This is a genomic window from Kosakonia sp. WA-90 (assembly GCF_039871955.1).
In the GTDB taxonomy this organism is placed as follows: domain Bacteria; phylum Pseudomonadota; class Gammaproteobacteria; order Enterobacterales; family Enterobacteriaceae; genus Kosakonia; species Kosakonia oryzendophytica.
Genome location: NZ_JBDPLJ010000003.1, coordinates 296,165 through 315,220, shown reverse-complemented (window position 1 = coordinate 315,220; position 19,056 = coordinate 296,165). Strand labels below are relative to the sequence as shown.

The 19,056-nt window shown below is 50.2% G+C and carries 16 protein-coding genes and 2 pseudogenes; 5 read left to right on the top strand and 13 right to left on the bottom strand.

What is annotated here, in order from left to right:
* Positions 1–15: 15 nt before the first annotated feature.
* The 11 genes and pseudogenes from ABGA49_RS07900 to tssI all read right to left on the bottom strand — a co-directional run bounded on the left by ABGA49_RS07900 (position 16) and on the right by tssI (position 11,311).
* The gene (locus ABGA49_RS07900; protein WP_347665396.1) at positions 16–393 is read right to left on the bottom strand and encodes a hypothetical protein; all 378 of its coding nucleotides are present in this window, start codon (positions 391–393) and stop codon (positions 16–18) included.
* 772 nt (positions 394–1,165) lie between these two features.
* Positions 1,166–1,336: a hypothetical protein gene (locus ABGA49_RS07895; protein WP_347665395.1), complete on the bottom strand. Its 171-nt coding sequence runs from the start codon at positions 1,334–1,336 to the stop codon at positions 1,166–1,168.
* 127 nt (positions 1,337–1,463) lie between these two features.
* The gene (locus tag ABGA49_RS07890) at positions 1,464–1,769 is read right to left on the bottom strand and encodes a hypothetical protein (protein WP_134319077.1); all 306 of its coding nucleotides are present in this window, start codon (positions 1,767–1,769) and stop codon (positions 1,464–1,466) included.
* A 9-nt stretch (positions 1,770–1,778) separates the two neighbouring features.
* Positions 1,779–2,234, bottom strand: coding sequence for a DUF4329 domain-containing protein (locus tag ABGA49_RS07885; RefSeq protein WP_347665394.1), 456 nt, complete (start codon positions 2,232–2,234; stop codon positions 1,779–1,781).
* A gap of 3 nt (positions 2,235–2,237) precedes the next feature.
* Positions 2,238–2,360: pseudogene (locus tag ABGA49_RS07880) on the bottom strand (RHS repeat-associated core domain-containing protein); the annotation flags it as partial.
* 249 nt (positions 2,361–2,609) lie between these two features.
* On the bottom strand, positions 2,610–2,912 hold the full coding sequence (locus tag ABGA49_RS07875; protein WP_134319078.1) for a hypothetical protein: 303 nt from the start codon (positions 2,910–2,912) through the stop codon (positions 2,610–2,612).
* 337 nt (positions 2,913–3,249) lie between these two features.
* Positions 3,250–3,852 (bottom strand): annotated as a pseudogene (locus tag ABGA49_RS07870) (RHS repeat-associated core domain-containing protein); the annotation flags it as partial.
* Between the two features lie 348 nt (positions 3,853–4,200).
* Positions 4,201–4,518 carry a hypothetical protein gene (locus ABGA49_RS07865; protein ID WP_061492693.1) on the bottom strand — a complete coding sequence of 106 codons (318 nt, stop codon included), beginning with the start codon at positions 4,516–4,518 and terminating at the stop codon, positions 4,201–4,203.
* A 3-nt stretch (positions 4,519–4,521) separates the two neighbouring features.
* Positions 4,522–8,967, bottom strand: a complete 4,446-nt coding sequence (locus ABGA49_RS07860; RefSeq protein ID WP_347665393.1) for an RHS repeat-associated core domain-containing protein — start codon at positions 8,965–8,967, stop codon at positions 4,522–4,524.
* Positions 8,968–8,969: 2 nt separating this feature from the next.
* Positions 8,970–9,389, bottom strand: coding sequence for a DcrB-related protein (locus tag ABGA49_RS07855; RefSeq protein WP_134319082.1), 420 nt, complete (start codon positions 9,387–9,389; stop codon positions 8,970–8,972).
* Complete coding sequence (gene tssI, locus ABGA49_RS07850) at positions 9,389–11,311, bottom strand: type VI secretion system tip protein TssI/VgrG (protein WP_061492673.1); 1,923 nt, start codon at positions 11,309–11,311, stop codon at positions 9,389–9,391. Before tssI ends, ABGA49_RS07855 begins: the two co-directional genes overlap by 1 nt.
* Positions 11,312–11,831: 520 nt before the next feature.
* Here tssI and ABGA49_RS07845 point away from each other — a divergent pair.
* The 3 genes from ABGA49_RS07845 (at position 11,832) to ABGA49_RS07835 (ending at position 14,704) form a co-directional block, all read left to right on the top strand.
* Positions 11,832–12,536, top strand: coding sequence for a GNAT family protein (locus tag ABGA49_RS07845; protein ID WP_061492671.1), 705 nt, complete (start codon positions 11,832–11,834; stop codon positions 12,534–12,536).
* 140 nt (positions 12,537–12,676) lie between these two features.
* Positions 12,677–13,297, top strand: a complete 621-nt coding sequence (locus ABGA49_RS07840; RefSeq protein ID WP_347665392.1) for a histidine phosphatase family protein — start codon at positions 12,677–12,679, stop codon at positions 13,295–13,297.
* Between the two features lie 579 nt (positions 13,298–13,876).
* Complete coding sequence (locus tag ABGA49_RS07835) at positions 13,877–14,704, top strand: DUF1796 family putative cysteine peptidase (protein WP_061492666.1); 828 nt, start codon at positions 13,877–13,879, stop codon at positions 14,702–14,704.
* A gap of 54 nt (positions 14,705–14,758) precedes the next feature.
* Here ABGA49_RS07835 and ABGA49_RS07830 read toward each other — a convergent pair whose 3' ends face one another.
* The gene (locus ABGA49_RS07830) at positions 14,759–15,958 is read right to left on the bottom strand and encodes an NAD(P)/FAD-dependent oxidoreductase (RefSeq protein ID WP_061492664.1); all 1,200 of its coding nucleotides are present in this window, start codon (positions 15,956–15,958) and stop codon (positions 14,759–14,761) included.
* A 228-nt stretch (positions 15,959–16,186) separates the two neighbouring features.
* On the opposite strand from ABGA49_RS07830, the gene pitA reads away from it, so the two are divergent.
* On the top strand, positions 16,187–17,683 hold the full coding sequence (gene pitA, locus ABGA49_RS07825; protein WP_061492662.1) for an inorganic phosphate transporter PitA: 1,497 nt from the start codon (positions 16,187–16,189) through the stop codon (positions 17,681–17,683).
* 130 nt (positions 17,684–17,813) lie between these two features.
* On the opposite strand, the gene uspB is transcribed toward pitA, so the two are convergent.
* On the bottom strand, positions 17,814–18,149 hold the full coding sequence (uspB, locus tag ABGA49_RS07820; protein WP_061499696.1) for a universal stress protein UspB: 336 nt from the start codon (positions 18,147–18,149) through the stop codon (positions 17,814–17,816).
* Between the two features lie 454 nt (positions 18,150–18,603).
* On the opposite strand from uspB, the gene uspA reads away from it, so the two are divergent.
* Positions 18,604–19,038, top strand: a complete 435-nt coding sequence (gene uspA, locus ABGA49_RS07815) for a universal stress protein UspA (RefSeq protein WP_061492660.1) — start codon at positions 18,604–18,606, stop codon at positions 19,036–19,038.
* Positions 19,039–19,056 lie beyond the last annotated feature (18 nt).

Below are 19,056 nucleotides of genomic sequence, written 5' to 3'. Positions count from 1 at the left end.
TTAAAACCTCATAAATCAATCATTAAAAAGTAACGATGCTTTGGCAAGGTTATGTTCTTGTATATAGTTATCCTCCCATACAAGGTAACCCTCTGGTGCAGTGTAACTGTATCCTTTATCAAAAAAATGTTCGCCATGCGACATGACCATAGCCCAATAGTACTCTTCTTCATGACCTAACAAAGATGCTTCAAGATAATTTTGGGGTGGACGGGTAAACAGAGGCGTATTATTAATTATTCTTTGCGCCTCATCTTCAGTTTTTTGACCATAAAAAATCATGATCCCTTTAATAATAGATACCCAAGTATAAAAATTAAATATGATAAAGTCATTTGGGTTATTTTCATCTACAAATACCAAACCATCTTGTAGCTTTTCATTTTTGATCATATTATGTATTCACCATGTAAAATTCCATCTTTCATGTTAAATAATTCTTGGTCCGTTACTTTTTTGTCGTCAATAGACTTCCCACCAATGATTAAATTAAAACAATACATTAGATTGCTGGAGATTAGCGATAAAAGATAATTTTTAAAGTAGATATTTTTGCAATCAATGCCGTCACCTTAAACACTAGAATAAACCAATAAACAATGACAATATAAACCTAAAAATTATAATTTTCGAATGCATTACTGCTAAACACAATTATCCACCCTGATTTATTATAGAGAAAACACTTATTATTTATAAGCCACTTCTTTTAGAGTCTTAATTAAGAACGTTATGGTTTAGTGGATAAAACGGAAATCAAATAATAAATAACCAGCAATCACAATAACTTCCTGGCTTTGCTAAGTTTAACGATCATCGAAAATTCAAAGCGATAGTTTAGGATTAAGGATTTCAGACCCAATAGACTATTCAAAAGTCTATTGAGTCCAATGCTGGCAAGAGTATTATTTTATATAAACATTTTTCATGTATTTACCCCATCCAGCTTGTTGAATGTCATTTTCTGTTGCAAAAGAAGAAGGAACCTCATGTCCTAAAAAAACAGAGTTACTATCTCCAATATCCTTTTCATTAAACCACGATGAGTCACACTCATCGCAATTGAAGAACAAACGGCCATTCAGTTCCGATCGCTTAATAACCAATCGTCCTTGCCCGTAGCATTTTGGACATATACAAAACCAAAACATCTTTCCTCCTTACTTTACTCAACTGGAAAACCGGTACTAATTTTATTAGTATTTCTCTTAACAACGATAAAAATTTTATTCAATTCCTTCCCAGTATCTCTGTCGTATCCGATAGGATATTTCATATCAACAATAAATGTATCTGATACTGCATCAGATGAGTCCAGAAATGGATTAGACTTCATTCTTTTCTTCCATGCTTTATTGATTTGTTTAATAGGATTTTTATTAAGAAAGTTATGGTTTAGTGAATAAAGCGGAAATCAAATAGTAAATAACCGGGAACCACAGCAAGTCCCGGCTTTGCTAAATTTAACGATCACCGTAAATATAAATAATCTCTTGTGTTTTTATATCTATATCAACATTTACGCCACCTGCAATCCCTGCAGACATATCCATCCAGTTATCTTTTGTTACTTCTTGAGCGTAGAAACGAATGGTGTAGCATTTACTATTAGCTCTTTTATTAATTTTACTGTCAAACGAAATATAGTACTTAGAAATATCATGCATACCGGAAATAACAAATTCACTTTTCATTACAGCGCTAATAGCTTTTAATAAATATGGAGTATATTTTTTATCAAGCTTAAAAATAAGTTCATCCTGGCTCATATCTCCCCCTTATAAAGGTGTTGCGTCGTTAGGACCGCTGACTCTACCAAAAATCTTCCAGAACCGACCACTTGGAGTTCCTAAAGCATCTGTATAGCCAGGGAATGTATTATTGGCATTGTTGTGAATTCTTATATCGGCACCAGAGAATATATCACTATCGTGATAATCTCCTGCCTTATTTGTCCGGTTAAAACCTGCATCTGAATAATCACCATGCGTATGATATTGACCTACCGGTGTAGATCCTTTCGGTAAACCGGCTGATGATTCTTTAAATGTCGGTGCTGTTCTCCCCGTGCCTAACCGACCTCGGGTATAACCATATGTCCCATCCTTCGCTCTATATATAATTCCACCATATTCTCTGTTCTTAAATATAGACATAGGATTGTATTTATTCAGTGCAGATCTTGCGGCATCATCAACACTGCTAAATCCTCCAGTACATTTTCTCAAACCCAACGGATCCACCCAGACCAGCGGATCCACAACATAAGTATAGGTGTTCAGCCCACCCTGCAGCCCGATGGGGTCTCTCTGGGTGTAGCAGCCCCCGTTGGGGTCATAGTAGTAGCGGAAGGTGTTGTAATATAACTCCGTATTTTAATAATGTGACTGATTCGTTTTAACCCAGTCAGATGTTATTATAGCAACCTCATACCATTAGGATTGTTCTCCTGCTATTCACATACGCCTCTCTGATATTTTAGAAAAAAAAGTACAGCCCAATATATGAATATCTCCCTTCGGCTCTCCACCCATCTAATTAATCTGAACAATTCAAAATTAAGTAATAAAAGGCCGGAAAGACATAATCTTGCACCGGCTTTTATCCATTTAAAATGGTAACGTTCCTCTAATTGCAGAAAACCTAGTAATATCAACCCCTTGAATGCTAAAATAATTAAAAGCATCACCTATATCGGAAAATGAACTGATTTCTTCAGTTGCATAGTCCTCGACAAGTTCCATTTTTTCTTCCGGCACCTGAAAAAAATAGGCGCGATAAATATCACCATCTTTTTTTAGAGCGTATTGAAAGTAATAATTCTCACCATTAACCTCCTTCACCTCATCAAAACCTCTAACCTTCCCCTTTTCTATTGCAAGCACTAATTGTTCAATTGGCAAATCAACCATCTATATCGATCCTCACCATTGTTCCATCTGAACGTTTAATATTAACATGAGGCAAAGAACCATGCCCCGTTCCTTTTGGATCATCATGACCATATACGCGACCAGTATTAGAATCAATAGGATAGTCTTTCCTATAACGGACAGTACCGTCTCTTTTCTTAAATTGCTCCATTTTATGTTTCCTTCTAATACCAGTAGCATCCTGCGAGCCGATCCCTCTTACTTTCTGAGCATCAGGGAAAGCCTCCATTAATAAATCATGGGCTTCTTGTTTCGATTTAACAGTAATAACCGTCCCTTGAGGCCCCTCTCGTAAGGCTTTAGCATTTTTAGAGCAGGTCAACCCCAACGGGTCCACCCATCCCAGCGGATCCACAACATACGTATAGGTGTTCAGCCCGCCCTGCAGCCCGATGGGGTCCATCTGGGTGTAGCAGCCCCCGGTGGGGTCATAGTAACGGAAGGTGTTGTAGTGCAGTCCCGTTTCGCGGTCCAGGTACTGTCCCTGGAAACGCAGGTTCTGCGGCACGTCCCACTCCGCATGCACGCTTTCGCGCTGACTGCGCCCCCAGGCGGTGGAGGTGCCGCGCCACACGATTTCACCACGGCTGTCGGTTACTTTCTCCGGCAGGCCGTTGATTTCCGTGTGATACCAGTACATCTCCGCGTGCTGCTGCCGGCTGTCGATACGGGCCAGCGGCTCGTAACTGTTTTCCGTGTAGACATACTGCACGGCTGCGTCCGGGTCGCTGTCGCTGCGTTCGCCCACCATCTGCAGGCCTGACCACGCGTACTGCGTGCGTTCCGGTTTACGGGCGTGGCGTCGCCACACCTGTTTCTCCGTACGGCGGCCCAGGGCATCGTAGCGGTACTCCGACCGGGTGAACGCCGGGTCACCCTCAATCACCACCGCGCTGATGCGCTGCTCATCGTCGTAGCTGTGAGGATATGCTGAGTGCTGGACTAAAAGTATCTGCTTAAAACTTGTCTATCAAAGTTATTGACAAGAATGTTTCCATATAAGATTTGTGAAAATGCAAATTAATCCATTTTCACTCATAATGCAGTTACTCTGGAAAGTTAGATATTTGAAACTGCTATATGGCACACCGGGCACTAATATTCAAGTGTCGCCATTTAGCGAAGATCAAGTTTTCCTAAAACATCCAAATCAGTAGATGTGCCCTATAAAGTATGCCCCAATAACGATATTGTTGCTTATCTGATTATTAATAACCATTTCATCAACTCTTGAAGAAATTTTAACGCCCTCTTTCACAAGAGTTAATTATTTTTTATTTAGCATTTCTAGAATTTCCTCTTCCGTTTTGCCATAAGGAGGACGCCATACTGCAGTCTCAACCTCTAAATATTCATCAAATTCATCAGGAGACATTCTTTCCTCCAGCTCATGGTATAAAAATTTTCTTACTTTGGACAATTTGTCAAGCACATTGCATTGATTAAAGAAAAGTAATAATGCTGCGGCTGTAACATTACTATGCTCGAAACCGGAACCTATCTTATCTGATACAGAGACAATTTCTTCCAGAAAAGCCGTAACTTCTTTTAATTCTTCAATATTTTCCTTACTCTTATTTTTCATACATCAGCACCTTTTAATAAATTTCGTGGTTTTCGAGTTAAGTTCAACATCACCTTTTATCTTATACTCTTCAACACCTAAATCATTTTTCCTAAATTCGACACGACTATCGTCAATATCGAAGTCTATATAATTGCGAGCATGGTTCTGTTTAATTTTAAATCTATCAGCTGCATCAGCCATACTTAATGGTTTACCTTTTGCCTTAGTGGCAAATACTGCATTCTGATCTCCAGCCTTAATTACCATTGTTTCTTGGATACCAGTAAACCCTTGGTTGCTTGTATAGTGCCTCAAACGAACGACAGCTAAACCCAACGGGTCCACCCAAACCAGCGGATCGACAACATACGTATAGGTGTTCAGCCCGCCCTGCAGCCCGATGGGGTCCATCTGGGTGTAGCAGCCCCCGGTGGGGTCATAGTAGCGGAAGGTGTTGTAGTGCAGTCCCGTTTCGCGGTCCAGGTACTGACCCTGGAAGCGCAGGTTCTGCGGGACGTCCCACTCCGCATGCACGCTTTCGTGCTGACTGCGTCCCCAGGCGGTGGAGGTGCCGTGCCACACGATTTCACCACGGCTGTCGGTTACTTTCTCCGGCAGGCCGTTGATTTCCGTGTGATACCAGTACATCTCCGCGTGCTGCTGCCGGCTGTCGATACGGGCCAGCGGCTCGTAACTGTTTTCCGTGTAGACATACTGCACGGCTGCGTCCGGGTCGCTGTCGCTGCGTTCGCCCACCATCTGCAGGCCTGACCACGCGTACTGCGTGCGTTCCGGTTTACGGGTATGGTGTCGCCACACCTGTTTCTCCGTACGGCGGCCCAGGGCATCGTAACGGTATTCTGCCCGGGTGAACTCAGGGTCACCCTCAATCACCACCGTGCTGATGCGCTGCTCATCGTCGTAGCTGAAACGCTGTGTGATGCCGCGATGGCTGTCGTGGCGCTCCGTCATCCGGCCAAAGCCGTCATACTCCCGGCGCACACCGTCCAGCCGTTTTAACAGGTTGTCCCACACCGGCTGTAAATCCGGTGTCGTGCGGTTATCCGCCGCGTCATACCAGAAACGCTCTTCCCCGCCCGGCTGAAGGCTCTGCGTCATGCGTCCTGCCGCATCGTAACCCCACAGCGACTGACGGTATTTCTCCGCCGGGGTCGCCGGTGCGCCGTCGGTGTACATCTGGCGGATAATCTGGTCGGCGCGGTCCCACTGGTAACGCCGCTCAAACACCAGCCGGTCACGCACATTGTCCATGCAGCGGCGCTGCGTGATGCGCCCGGCAACGTCATACTCCGTATCCAGTGCCAGCGACCCCAGCGTGCGCTGCGTCTCCCGGTGCAGTTTATCGCGCTGATAACCCGTCACCGGCAGCGTTTTACCGCCGAACGAAAGCTGCATCTCCAGCAGGTGCCCGGTGCCGTAACGCAGATACTGCATCTGCCGCCCGTCCGGGAAGGTGGTCGCACTCAGGTTGCTTAATGCATCGTACTGATGCTCGTATTTGCCGGACGCATTCTCTTCACTGACCAGGTCGCCGAGCTTGTTGCGCGTCAGAATGATGGTATCGATACTCTGCGGCTCGCGCATATCAATAACCGACTGACGCCACTCACCGTAGGCATAACGGCGGATTTCCGTCGCCAGCGCACTGTAGCGGTACTCGGTGCGGTGCTGTTCGGTTTCCCGCGCCACCATCCGCCCGAGCGCGTCGTATTCGTAGTTCACCATCTGCGGCGGCAGCGCACTGCCGCGGGCAGGGTGACGGGTCATCGTCGCCACCTGCTGCGCGGCGTTGTACAGATACTCGGTCTGCCGCCCGGCGTAATCCTGCTGGCGGGTCAGCAGCCCGGTGGCGGTGTAATCAAAACGCCACTGCTGATTGTTGGCATTGGTCAACGTGACCAGGCGGCCAGCGCGGTTAAAGGCAAAACGGGTGACCTGCCCGGCAGAATCCACCGCTTCGATGACCTGGCCGCGCGCATTCAGCGTGACGTTGCGCTCCAGCATGCCGTCAATGTTCTGCCCGCACAGTAACCCGGCTTTGTTGTACTTGAACAACGTCTCGCGGCCATCGGCGCGCACAAAAGTTTGCAGGCGCGACGCCGCGCTCCAGCGGTAACGCTCGGTATTGCCCAGCGGATCGGTCACAGACACAAGCCGGCCTGCGGTGTCGTACTGGCGGCGGCTCTGGTAACCCGAGCAATCCTCTTCGCGGATCAATTGCCCCAGCTCGTCCCACCAGAACCGGTGGCTGTTCTCCAGCGCATCGATGCGGCGGGTTAAATCGCCCTGATCGTTCCACTCAAAGCGGGTGACACCGCCTTCCGGGTCGGTCAGCGCCACCACATCCCCCGCCAGGTTGTACTCATAGCGCCAGATCGCGCCGTCGGGTAACACTTCAATCGCCGGGAAATCATACAGCGGATGCCAGGTCGTCATCCTTGCACGATCCAGCGGATCGCGTTCCAGCGTCAGGTTACCGCGCTCGTCCCAGGTGTATTCCCAGCGGCCGCCATCCGGTTGAATAGCAGAACGTAACTGTTCGGCATTTCCCGCCCAGTTAAATTGCCACTGACCACCGTGCACATCGGTATAGTGGGTGATGCGATACAGCGTATCCCAGTGATGTTCGCTGACCACGCCTTCGTCATTGCTGACCCGGGCGTAGCGCTTTTGCTCGTCGGCGTCGATACGCCAATTCTCCAGCACGGCACCCTGTTCGTCGTGAACCTGGTAGCCGCTCACGCGCCAGTGTTCAGAGCCTGTCTCTGGTCGCCACTGGTAGTGAACCGTTAATCCCGTCGAGAAGCTGTGCCAGGCCAGCATGTCGCTGGCGCGATCCCAACCGAACTGGCGGGTGACCACACCATCGGCGTCCGTCACTGTGATCAGTTGCCCTTGATCGTTATAGCGATAAGAGACCAGCAAACGGCGCTCGTCTGCGCAAATCTGGTACACAGCACTCAGTCGCCCGAAGCGGGATTCATACTCCAGTTCCACATCCAGCGCTTCGTTATCGCTGGAGATGCGCGTCAACTGGCCTTTTTCGTTCCAGCTGTAATAGTGGGCGTTCTCATGGCGGTCATAAATGCGCTGGATGCGCCATTCACCCGATCGAGTCGGATCCGGTTCAAAGATCTGGTGCTCGCCATCGCCCGTTTGCATGGCGATGATCCCGTTCGGGCTGGCGAAGATCCGCATGCCATCTTCCGGGTAGAAGATCATATCGCCGACCCGTACTTCGCCCAGCCCCAGTTCACGCCCGCTCATATCGCGGAAGATCATCTGGTTCTCAGCCAGGCGCAGGAAGCGGGTTTCAAACGGCATCATCCAGCCGGTACCGAGGATGCCGGTGGCGCGATTGCGGCTGTGGTAGATACGCTGCCAGTAGAGTGGCATGCGATCCGGCAGCACAAAGTCGAGATCCTCTTCCTTGGCGAGGATTTTGCTGCCAAGCGGAATATGAACAGGGAAAAAGGTGTGCGCTGCACTGATTAGCGCTGCTGAAAGGGTATCGGAGACGGCAACGCCACCGAGCAGACAGAGAAACTCTTTTGCCAGCCCGCGTAGCAACTGGCGTTCACAAGCGAGCTTCGCCAGCCGCGACAATGCGCCCAGGCCCACGCTGCCCACCAGGTTGCCCAGTAGATAAGCCAGCTGGTTTTTGCCGCTGTGAATATCGCGCACCGTAATGGTATCGCCACCGATTCGCACGCGCGGGTCGTCACTGACTTTGATTTCGGCTTCGCAGGTGCTTTTCTCACCGTTGCGGGCGGCTGGCTGGTTGTTAATTAAGACTTTTTTCGAGCCCTGCGCGACAAAGTTGCTGCTGGTGACCATATGGCCTTTTTTACAGTCAACGTTGTCTTTCGGCATCGGGGTCGCATGAGGATTCGCGCTTTCCACTACCGGTTGTGTGAGGGTTTCCCAAAAGCTGGTGCCCCACTTTTTCAGGTCATCGAGGGTGATATCTTTGGCGCGTTCGGCGACCGCCATCATCACACCGCCTGGCGTGAGGATCGTTTTCGCAGCTGTGGCCGCGACGGCAAGTGCAACCATACCGACAGCGGCCCAGTCAATGCCTTCATCGGCAGCCGCGGGGCTGTTCAGGTAATCGCGCTCCACCGTTCCGGCAGCGCGGGCGGCTTTTTTACCCTTGATATAGACATTGTCCGAACCGGAAACAATAACCGCGTCCGGTGGCCCGGGGTCGATGAGCGCATCCACCATTTTGCCCGCGGCATTGCCGATCTCCTCCAGTTTGCCGCTGAAAATTAGCGCAGCAAGCCCGGCAAGCGCCACACCGGCAACCAGAAGGCCAACACCCGTGCCAACAAAAGCGATGACGCCCCACACGATCGCCCCTTCCACCATCCCGCCAACGAAATCCGCCAGCGCAGAGCTGTGAATAAGCGGATCGTCAATACGGGCAGCGATGTAATCCGTCATCCTTACGCCCTCAGCTGTAAACCCGTTCTGATAGACGCCCAGAATGCATCGGCATCGGCATCGAAAGGCGCAGTACGGCTGAGCGTCAGCACCAGCAGATGGTCTTCTACGCGGGTGATCGCGAGTTTTTCATACACCATCGTGCTCTGGTTTAAGAAACGCAGCGCCACCTCGCGGGCAGGCTGACCAGCGATGGTGCTGTCTTCCACTTCGCCCATCGTGACCTTTTTCATGCTGCGCTGCACTTTCGCCAGTTGCTGCTTAATGAATGTTTCTTCTGCACCAGGCTGAATATCCCATGCCCGGGTGATCGCCAGCGTTGCGTCATACTCTGTGAATTTCAATAAGTTAATACTGCGATCCTGGTACGCGCCCGGCAGATTAAGCTCACCTTCGGACAGTGCAAACTGCGTTGTCGTCATTATTTATCCGTCCCTTGATTAAATGCTTGTTTCACGGCAGCCTGGATTTCTGACGGCGTGGGCGACGCCTGGGTTGCGGGCTTGGCTTCAGAGAGATTCAGATCCAGCAGACCGCCGGTGTTAATCACGCCGTGTCCGCCCGCTTCGATAAGAAAGTCATTGCACTTGAGCTCCACCGTACCGTTGGCGTTCAGCGTGAGCGACGAATAGCCGCTGACTAATGTGATGCTGGTGTCCGAGGCCTGTAGCAACCCACCCTGGACTTTCTGTGTAAACCCGCCGCCCACCAGTTCCCCGTGTGCAAACTGCGTCGCCTGGGTGTGCGAGCCCGCCACCGAACCGGTGTAATCCTGCGCAACGCTGACCGTCCGTGAGCCGCCAACGCTGTGGGTCTCATCGTTTTTAACGTGAGTATCCATATTGCGTTCGGCCTGGATCCACACCTGCTCTTCACCCGCCTTATCTTCAAAACGCAGGGCGTTGGCGTTGTCAACGGAGCCATCTTTCGAACGGCTGAGGAACCCCATCTGCGTGGCGGCAGCCGGTAGTGCCCACGGCGGCATACTGGCTTCGTTATATACGCGCCCGGTGATAATGGGCCTGTCCGGATCGCCGTTGATAAAGTCGATCACCACTTCATCGCCCACACGTGGAATCTGCACGCCACCGAAGCCCTGCCCGGCCCATGCACTGGAGACGCGCACCCAGCAGGAGCTGGTGTCATCACCTTTTGCCAGTCTGTCCCAATGAAACTTCACTTTTACCCGACCATAACGGTCAGTCCAGATGCTCTCGCCCTGCGGACCGACCACTTTTGCCGTCTGCGGACCATAAGTGCGCGGCCATGCGGTTTGCTGCGGTGGGCGGAAAACGACCGAAGAGGGGATCACGCTAAAATCGATACGGTGGATAGTTTCGCTGTCCGCGCCGCTGGCATAGCGATTCTCTTCAAAGTTGTACCAGGCGGCGGTGACCAGGTACTCGCCGTTGTCGTTAAAAAACGCGGCATTGGTCAACTGGAATGTACTGCCCGGCGCAATACCGATCGCCGTTGCGGTGCCTTCGATCTGCTGGTGCTCAACCTGCCAACGCTCCTGACGAATGCGGGCGTAAAATTCACCATGCCCGTGTTCAACAAAACGGCCAGGCCAGTCATAGACATCAATGGCACCAGGAGACGGCGAATTGGGGTTTTGCCGCGCCTGGAAAAGCCAGGCGTTCGGCTTACGGAAATCGTAATCGTCCAGGCTGTACAATCCCGGCGTGACGCTGTCTTCCAGCGCCCACTGACTGATACCCTCTTCGTCGGTGCTGCCGCCGGACGGGGTCTGATGGTAAGGAATGGATTCGTAACCGCTGAACGGTTGATGCTGGGTCGCGGCATCCGTCAACACCAGCGTATGTTTGTCCGCCTCGTGGCGGAAGTGATAGGTAATTCCTTCAAGCTCCATCAGACGGCTGATGAAATCAAAACTGCTCTCCTGGTACTGCACGCAGTATTCCCAGGTGCGGTAACTGCCGCTCAGCTTGTCTTCAATATTGACCTGATACTCGCCAAGCAACGTTTTGACGATCTGCGGTACCGTTTGTTCCTGGAAAATGCGCAGGTTGCGGTCGCGCTTCATCGGCCAGAGATCAGGTTCAACAGTAAGCTGATAAACCGCATAACGCGTACCACTTAGTTCAACGGCACTCACCGCCACACGGGTAATTTTGCCATTAAGATAGCGGGGGCCAGTCAGCCCCTGTGTAGGAATGGTGACGGTAACCGGTTTGCCGAGCAGTGTGCTGCGATCCATTCGCGCATCGGTGCCAAGCAATTGCAGGTTAAAAGCAAATGACTCGGATAACGCTTCCCGACCAGAAAGTTTCCAGAAAAGCAGTCCTTCGACAGGTAACTGAACAGCAATACGATTACTCATAAATCGAATCCTGACATAAAGACGGATGCCGCTCCGGGCTCCGTTCTTGAGTTTAATGTTGCGATATCCGGGTAAAGCTACCGCACGAAATCCGTAAATCAAAAGATCATTATTGTCTGTTTTCTCCGCTAAATAAATGCCAGGAATAATCCTAATCCAGGGTGGTAAACCTGAAAAAAATTCACGTTTTTAGTGGCTTAAGCACAATGAATAATCAAAACGGCAACATAAGATAAATTTTAACCCGCAAAAAGGCGTGTTTTGGATAGGGTCAGTAAGATGCCAAAGCCCCGATTCTGCGTCCTGACGCATTGTTTCGCGAGTATTATCGCAATTTCATCGCAAATATTAGACGGCACGGCTGAAAGGCAGTATAAGTTTTTTATACGTTTTCACATTTATTATTACCCTGGCTATATGCACGTTCTTTTTATATATCCATCGCATAAGCCCTACTGATAGTTAATAACCATTTAATTACGTTTAAGCGAAATTAAACTGGTCATTTATGGAGGGAGTCATGGAAAGTTATAACCAGTTTGGGCAAAGAATTGGCCCGGAATTGCCCGAGTGGACAACCCGGGAAATGCCGGAAAAAGTCAGTCTTCGCGGGCTTTACTGCAACGTCATACCCTTAGCCATCGACCATGCTGAAGATTTGTTTCCTGAATGGCACAGCATCGAAGATGAACGGGACTGGACCTACCTTGAAGGAGACAGACCGAAAGATAAAGCTGCTTGTTATGCCTGGTTAAGAGAGTTAATTGCACATAAAGAAAGATATTATTTTTCGGTGCAGGATCAAAAAGACGATCAAGTAAAAGGCATCTTTTATATCGGTAAAGTGGATCCGGACAATGGCTCTTTCGATATATCCGAAATTAACTGGACGCCATTAATGAAACGCACACGTTCCAGTACTGAATCACTTTATCTTATTCTTGCTTACTTTTTCGACAACCTGAAGTATCGCAGATGCGAATGGCGCACCAGTATCTATAACGCTGAGGGCACCCGCTCGGCGGAGAGGATCGGGTTTGTCAAAGAAGGTGTATTGCGGGATAAAAAAGTCCGCAAAGGGCATTCGACGGATATCGCCGTTTTTTCTATCACCCGAAAAGAGTGGCCAGGGATCGCTTCAATGATCACCGCCTGGCTGCGGGAAGAGAACTTTGACGGTCTCGGTCATCAGTTACAGAAATTAAGTGCCTTGCGTCGCTATTAAATGTAAATGTCATTTGAATATCATCGTTGCCATGCGTTGGTTTCTCTCTGTCAGCGCATGGCTGTTGATGCAGTCACTGGCTGAACCCTCCACGCAACGGTAAGTCATACCCCACCCGATTACTGGAACAATACCTCACAATGAAAGTGCTACTGGTACGCCACGCTGAAACAGAATGGAACCAACGCGGTATTATTCAGGGACACAAGGATAGTCCCCTGACGGTACGCGGCGCGCAGGAAACGTCGGCATTACTGGCAGCGTTAGCCTCTTATCCCATTGCGTGTGTTTATGCATCCCCTCTGGGCCGTGCATGGCAGATGGGACAAGCATTGGCGGGACATTTCGACTGCCCACTGGTGGCACACACGGCATTGAAAGAGCAGGCATTCGGCCACTACGAAGGGATGCCATCAGCGCTATTGCGTGACGAACATCCCTATGAGGCAGAGGCGTTATTTGCAAAAGACGCCACGTTTTGCCCACCCGGCGGCGAGTCTCTGGCGCATGCTTCCCAACGCATTATCGATTTTATACAGCAGCAACAACAGACAGCGGCGCACCAGACGCTCTGTATTGTTACGCACGGGCAGGTCAGCCAGGGCGTTCTTGCTCTGCTTAAGGAAGGGAATATCGATAATTTCTCCCGTTATGCTCAGCCAAACGCAAGCTATTCCGTTTTCGAAATGACGGAAGGTCAATGTATTACGCTCCGCTGGGGGATCGCTACGCATTTACGCACCCTGGCCCTCCATAAATAAATGTATTTCCTCGCAAACCGCCCCACTCAGAACATTTTGGGATTTTCCTGATGAGGGGTAAATCCATTACAAAGCGTAAAATATGTAACGAGCAATGAGTCACTGTATCAGATCGCTTTTTTGTCGACAGCATTCTTACAATTTTATGCTGAGGTTTGTCCGAAGAGAAAACACCGTCCCGGACATAAGCGATATATCCACAGAGACCGTTATTCACCTGAAAAGTTTGCCGCTAAGCGAGCAAACATGCCTCTTCAGGAAAGCCATATCTGCCAAAACGATGCCAATAAATACACTCTCGCGGTCATAGCGCGACGTCGTTATTTGTTGAGAAGCCTCTATTTTTGGGCAATCAGAACGCTGCGACGCGCATAAACCCCTTTCTTAAGGGGATGTATTTCTTTTATGGCCATGTTTTGCAGGCTTCGAGCCTGTTGTGCAGAGAAAACCACATTAACAACCTCTATTCGCGCGACATACCTGTACGAATACAGGGGAATAAAACAACAAAAACTCAGGCGTGATGAGGTTCTCCGTCACGTCATTTGGAATGGTGTAATACAACATGAGGTGCCCTTAATGAAAGGCGAAGCCATTGAACACTGTGTGAGAGATCATCTTAAATCACTGAAACGGACAATTACCAACCTGCATAAGAAATGGAAATATCGAAATAGTTTTAGTTCGGAAGTAAGTTGGATTTCATTGGGTGAAAATTGTCTTCCTGACGATATTCTCCGGCGACATAACAGAAAATCATTCAGTTCTGTATTTTCCTCCGGACGATCAAATATAGAATATATTATTCAGATGGAAAAAGATAATTACCGAAATCTGCTGAAGAAAGAGCATCTGCAACATTTTCCCGATGGTCAGCATTCTGTGGTGCGCTCTACATTTTATAAAAACTGTGTGGGCCAATACAGCGAAAGGCATATGTTGGGGTTTGAATTCACACATCATGACCCGCTCAGAATTAAAGAGGATAACCGCGCTTTCCAACGACGAATCAGCCGTCAGTTACAATACCGTGGGAATAAAAACTTTGTTTTTCTTTATCATCACAGAATAACAGAGAACTCAGATCTTGCTCTTTTACGGGCGCATTTAAATGAATTTCTTACCTTCTACAACACGCAAGGCCGCGATTGCAAAATGGTGCTTTTTTACCAACATATCATCGCGGAGAACGAGACGAAGCGTATCGATTTCACACCGCACGATACAGGGCTCCTCGAATTTACCTGCCATACCCATGAGATATGGGGAGGGGATGATCTGGAAACGTTCTGGGCCAAAAAAGATGATGGCCTGTTCGCAGAAATGTTCGACACGGTTGATAAATACAATCTGAGTGCGGATAAACCTTACCCTGGCAGCCCCCTTGTCCCGGCAGGCACAGTATAAGCCGCCTGGCTCTTCTCTGAGCGTGTTTAACACCTCAGAGAAGAGTCTGCTTTTTTATCCTTCAACAGCCGCCAGTGCCTGTGCGCATGCCGCTGCGCTGGACCACGCCCACTGGAAGTTATAGCCGCCCAGCCAGCCGGTAACATCCATGACTTCGCCAATAAAATAAAGCCCCGGTACATTGCGGGCCTCCATAGTACGTGACGACAATTCGTTGGTGTCCACCCCGCCCAGCGTCACTTCCGCCGTGCGGTAACCTTCGGTGCCGTTTGGCTGTACGCGCCAGCAGGTAAGCGTATCGACCAGCGTTGTCTGCTCGCGGGCATTAAGCTGCTTTAACGTCACATCCGGGATCTGCCCCAGCTGTTGCAGGCATTCCACTAACCGTTTCGGCAACTGCATGGCGAGGGTATTTTTCAGGCTTTGATTCGGGTGCACATCGCGTTGCTGATCGAGGAAGCTTGCCAGCTCGCACTCCGGCAGCAGATTAATGCTGACGAACTCACCCGGTTGCCAGTAGCTGGAAATTTGCAGGATCGCCGGACCGGACAGGCCGCGGTGCGTAAACAGCAGGTTTTCGCGAAAAACCGTCCCGTCTTCGGCAGTGATCACGGACGGCACTGATACGCCAGAAAGCGTCTGCATCTGCTCAAGGAGCGGTTTGTGCAGGGTAAACGGCACCAGGCCCGCACGGGTAGGTAACACCTTTAAACCGAACTGTTCGGCGACTTTATAACCAAACGGCGACGCGCCCAGCCCTGGCATCGATAAACCACCGGACGCGATAACCAGTTTCGCCGCCTGTACGCTCGCACCATTCAGTTGCAGCGTATAACCCTCCTCGTTGCGCTCCACGCTCAACACTTCACTGCGCAGGCGAAGCGTGACGTTGCCTTTCTCACACTCAGCGACCAGCATATCGACAATCTGCTGCGCAGAGTCGTCGCAGAACAACTGCCCGAGCGTCTTCTCATGCCAGGCAATACCGTGCTTGCCCACCAGGTCGATAAAATCCCACTGGGTATAGCGCGCCAGCGCAGATTTGCAAAAATGCGGGTTCTGACTCAAATAGGCCGCAGGTTCCACATAAAGGTTGGTAAAGTTGCAGCGTCCGCCGCCGGACATCAGGATCTTACGGCCCGGTTTTTTGCCGTTATCCAGTAGCAACACGCGGCAGCCCGCCTGCCCTGCCAGAGCCGCACAGAACATTCCCGCCGCACCGGCGCCGATAACAATGGCATCAAACCTTTCCACACCCGTTTCCTCATTTAAAGATCGTGGCGGATTGTAAAGAGATCATGCTGGTCGCACCAGCGCGAATACGCACAGCAAGATGATGACGTTGAAAAATATAAGATATTTTAAAGATTTAAGGGCTTTGTAAGAAATAATGTCAAAAAAAATACATATTTCACTTTGCCCGCACTGGCAATGTCCCTGATAATGCGCCGCGTTCATGTCCTCAAAATGGCGTAACGGCTTATGTTACATTTGTTTGCCGGCCTGGATCTTCATACCGGGCTGTTACTCTTGCTTGCTCTGGTTTTTGTTCTGTTTTACGAAGCGATTAACGGCTTCCACGACACAGCAAACGCCGTGGCAACCGTGATTTATACACGCGCTATGCGCTCTCAGCTGGCGGTGGTGATGGCAGCGGTGTTTAACTTCTTCGGCGTTTTGCTGGGCGGGTTAAGCGTCGCGTATGCAATTGTGCATATGCTGCCAACCGATCTGCTGCTAAATGTCAGCTCTGCGCACGGTCTGGCAATGGTCTTTTCCATGCTGTTGGCCGCGATTATCTGGAACCTGGGCACCTGGTATTTCGGTCTGCCTGCTTCCAGCTCCCACACCTTGATTGGCGCGATTATCGGCATTGGGTTAACCAATGCATTGATGACCGGCACGTCAGTCGTTGATGCATTAAACATCCCGAAAGTGCTGAATATCTTCGCGTCGCTGATCGTTTCCCCGATCGTCGGCTTGGTGTTCGCAGGTGGACTGGTGTTTATACTGCGCCGCTACTGGAGCAGCACCAAAAAACGTGCGCGCATCCATATGACCCCGGCTGAACGCGAGAAAATCGACGGCAAAAGAAAGCCGCCGTTCTGGACGCGTATTGCGCTGATCCTCTCCGCCATTGGCGTGAGCTTCTCCCACGGCGCTAACGATGGTCAGAAAGGCATTGGCCTGATTATGCTGGTGCTGATTGGCGTCGCCCCTGCGGGTTTTGTGGTGAATATGAACGCATCCGGTTATGACATCACCCGTACGCGTGATGCCGTAAACAATGTGGAATCCTATTTCCAGCAACACCCGGCGCTGCTGCAAAAAGCGACGGGTGTGGATCCATTGATCCCAACGCCGGAAGAAGTGACCACACAACCCGGTGAGTTCCATTGTCATCCTGGTCGCGCCATTATCGCGCTGGACCGTGCGAAGTCGATGCTGACGAATGTTGAAAGCTACGACAAACTGCCGGTTGAACAGCGCAGCCAGTTGCGTCGCATTATGCTCTGCCTCTCCGATATTACGGATAAAGTGGCGAAGCAGCCGGAAGTCAGTGTTGACGACCAGCGCCTGCTGAAGAAACTGAAAAGCGACATGCTGAGCACCATTGAGTACGCGCCAATCTGGATCATTATGGCGGTCGCGCTGGCACTGGGTCTGGGCACGATGATTGGCTGGCGCCGTGTGGCAACGACGATCGGCGAGAAAATCGGTAAAAAAGGCATGACGTACGCGCAGGGGATGTCCGCGCAGATGACGGCAGCGGTTTCTATCGGTCTGGCGAGTTATACCGGGATGCCAGTCTCCACCACGCATGTGCTGTCATCGTCCGTTGCCGGCACAATGATTGTCGACGGCGGCGGTCTGCAACGCAAAACCGTCACCAGTATTCTGATGGCCTGGGTCTTTACTCTGCCAGCATCAATTATTCTGTCCGGCGGGTTGTACTGGATTGCGCTGCATCTGATTTAACAAATCAGATGCAGGACAAAAACGGGTCAGGAAACTGGCCCGTTTTTTTATGGCTCAAGAATGGCAATGCGCCGTCACTTATCCGGCTTCTGCAGGCCAGAGAAAGCATAGCCGCCCGACAGCACGGCCTTTAGTGCCAAATCATCAGCGCAATCAAACTCACCACTACCAGCCCGCATAACGCGCTGGTCAGGATGAACTGACGGCGTACGCGTTCGCAGCGGCGAATAAACTCTTCGTCATGATGATCGCGGTAACGCTGGGCGTAGATGTACCACACCAACCGCATCTGTTTACCCGGCTGACCGTGCGAAGTGAAAAAGCCTCCGCCGTCCACATATTGATAGAGTAAGGGGTCACAACCTCGAAGTACCACTAACAGTGCGCGCAACGATGAGTAATAACGCACCATGTTAACCACACACACGACACACAAGGCCCAAAACAGCGCAACAGTGCTGATCACCATATCCCCTCCCCGGCGATTCGCCCACGAAGACCCGCTTCGCAACGACCGCTCCTGGATACTCAACCAAGTCAGACAATGAAGAGTGTTATCAACGCCGAACGGGGCGACAGCACAGGCGGTGTCCCGCAATTGACCGTGCATCCATGCCGGGACAACTGTGGGACACCGTCTGTTTTCCGTACGGTTTATTAATAGTGTAGGAGAAAGGATTCTTTTTTTGCCACAAGGTTATCATCATCAATGCATATGGTTGTAAATATGGCTTAAGTGAATCGTGATCCAGGTTAATTGACGGTGCTGCAAGAGAGTTATAAGGTAGAAATATCTTCTACAATGAGATCCTTAAGGCCGGGCGCTACCCGCTTATGTGATACGCAGGATGCGGGCGCAGTGCACACACATCAGGGCTTTGTCCCGATGGTCATCGACAACTTATGGAAGGAGTAACACTATGGCTTACAAACACATCCTCATCGCTGTTGATCTCTCCCCCGAAAGTAAATTGCTGGTTGAGAAAGCAGTGTCCATGGCGCGTCCTTATAACGCGAAGATTTCCCTGATTCATGTCGATGTAAATTACTCCGATCTGTACACAGGCCTGATCGACGTTAACCTCGGCGATATGCAGAAACGCATCTCCGACGAAACGCACCAGGCGCTGACCGATCTCTCCACCAATGCAGGCTATCCGATTACCGAAACCCTGAGCGGCAGCGGTGACCTCGGACAGGTGCTGGTAGACGCGATCAAAAAATACGATATGGACCTGGTGGTCTGTGGTCACCATCAGGACTTCTGGAGCAAGCTGATGTCTTCCGCGCGTCAGCTGATCAACACCGTTCACGTGGATATGCTGATTGTCCCACTGCGGGATGAAGAGGATTAATGCCTCGCTAATGCACTG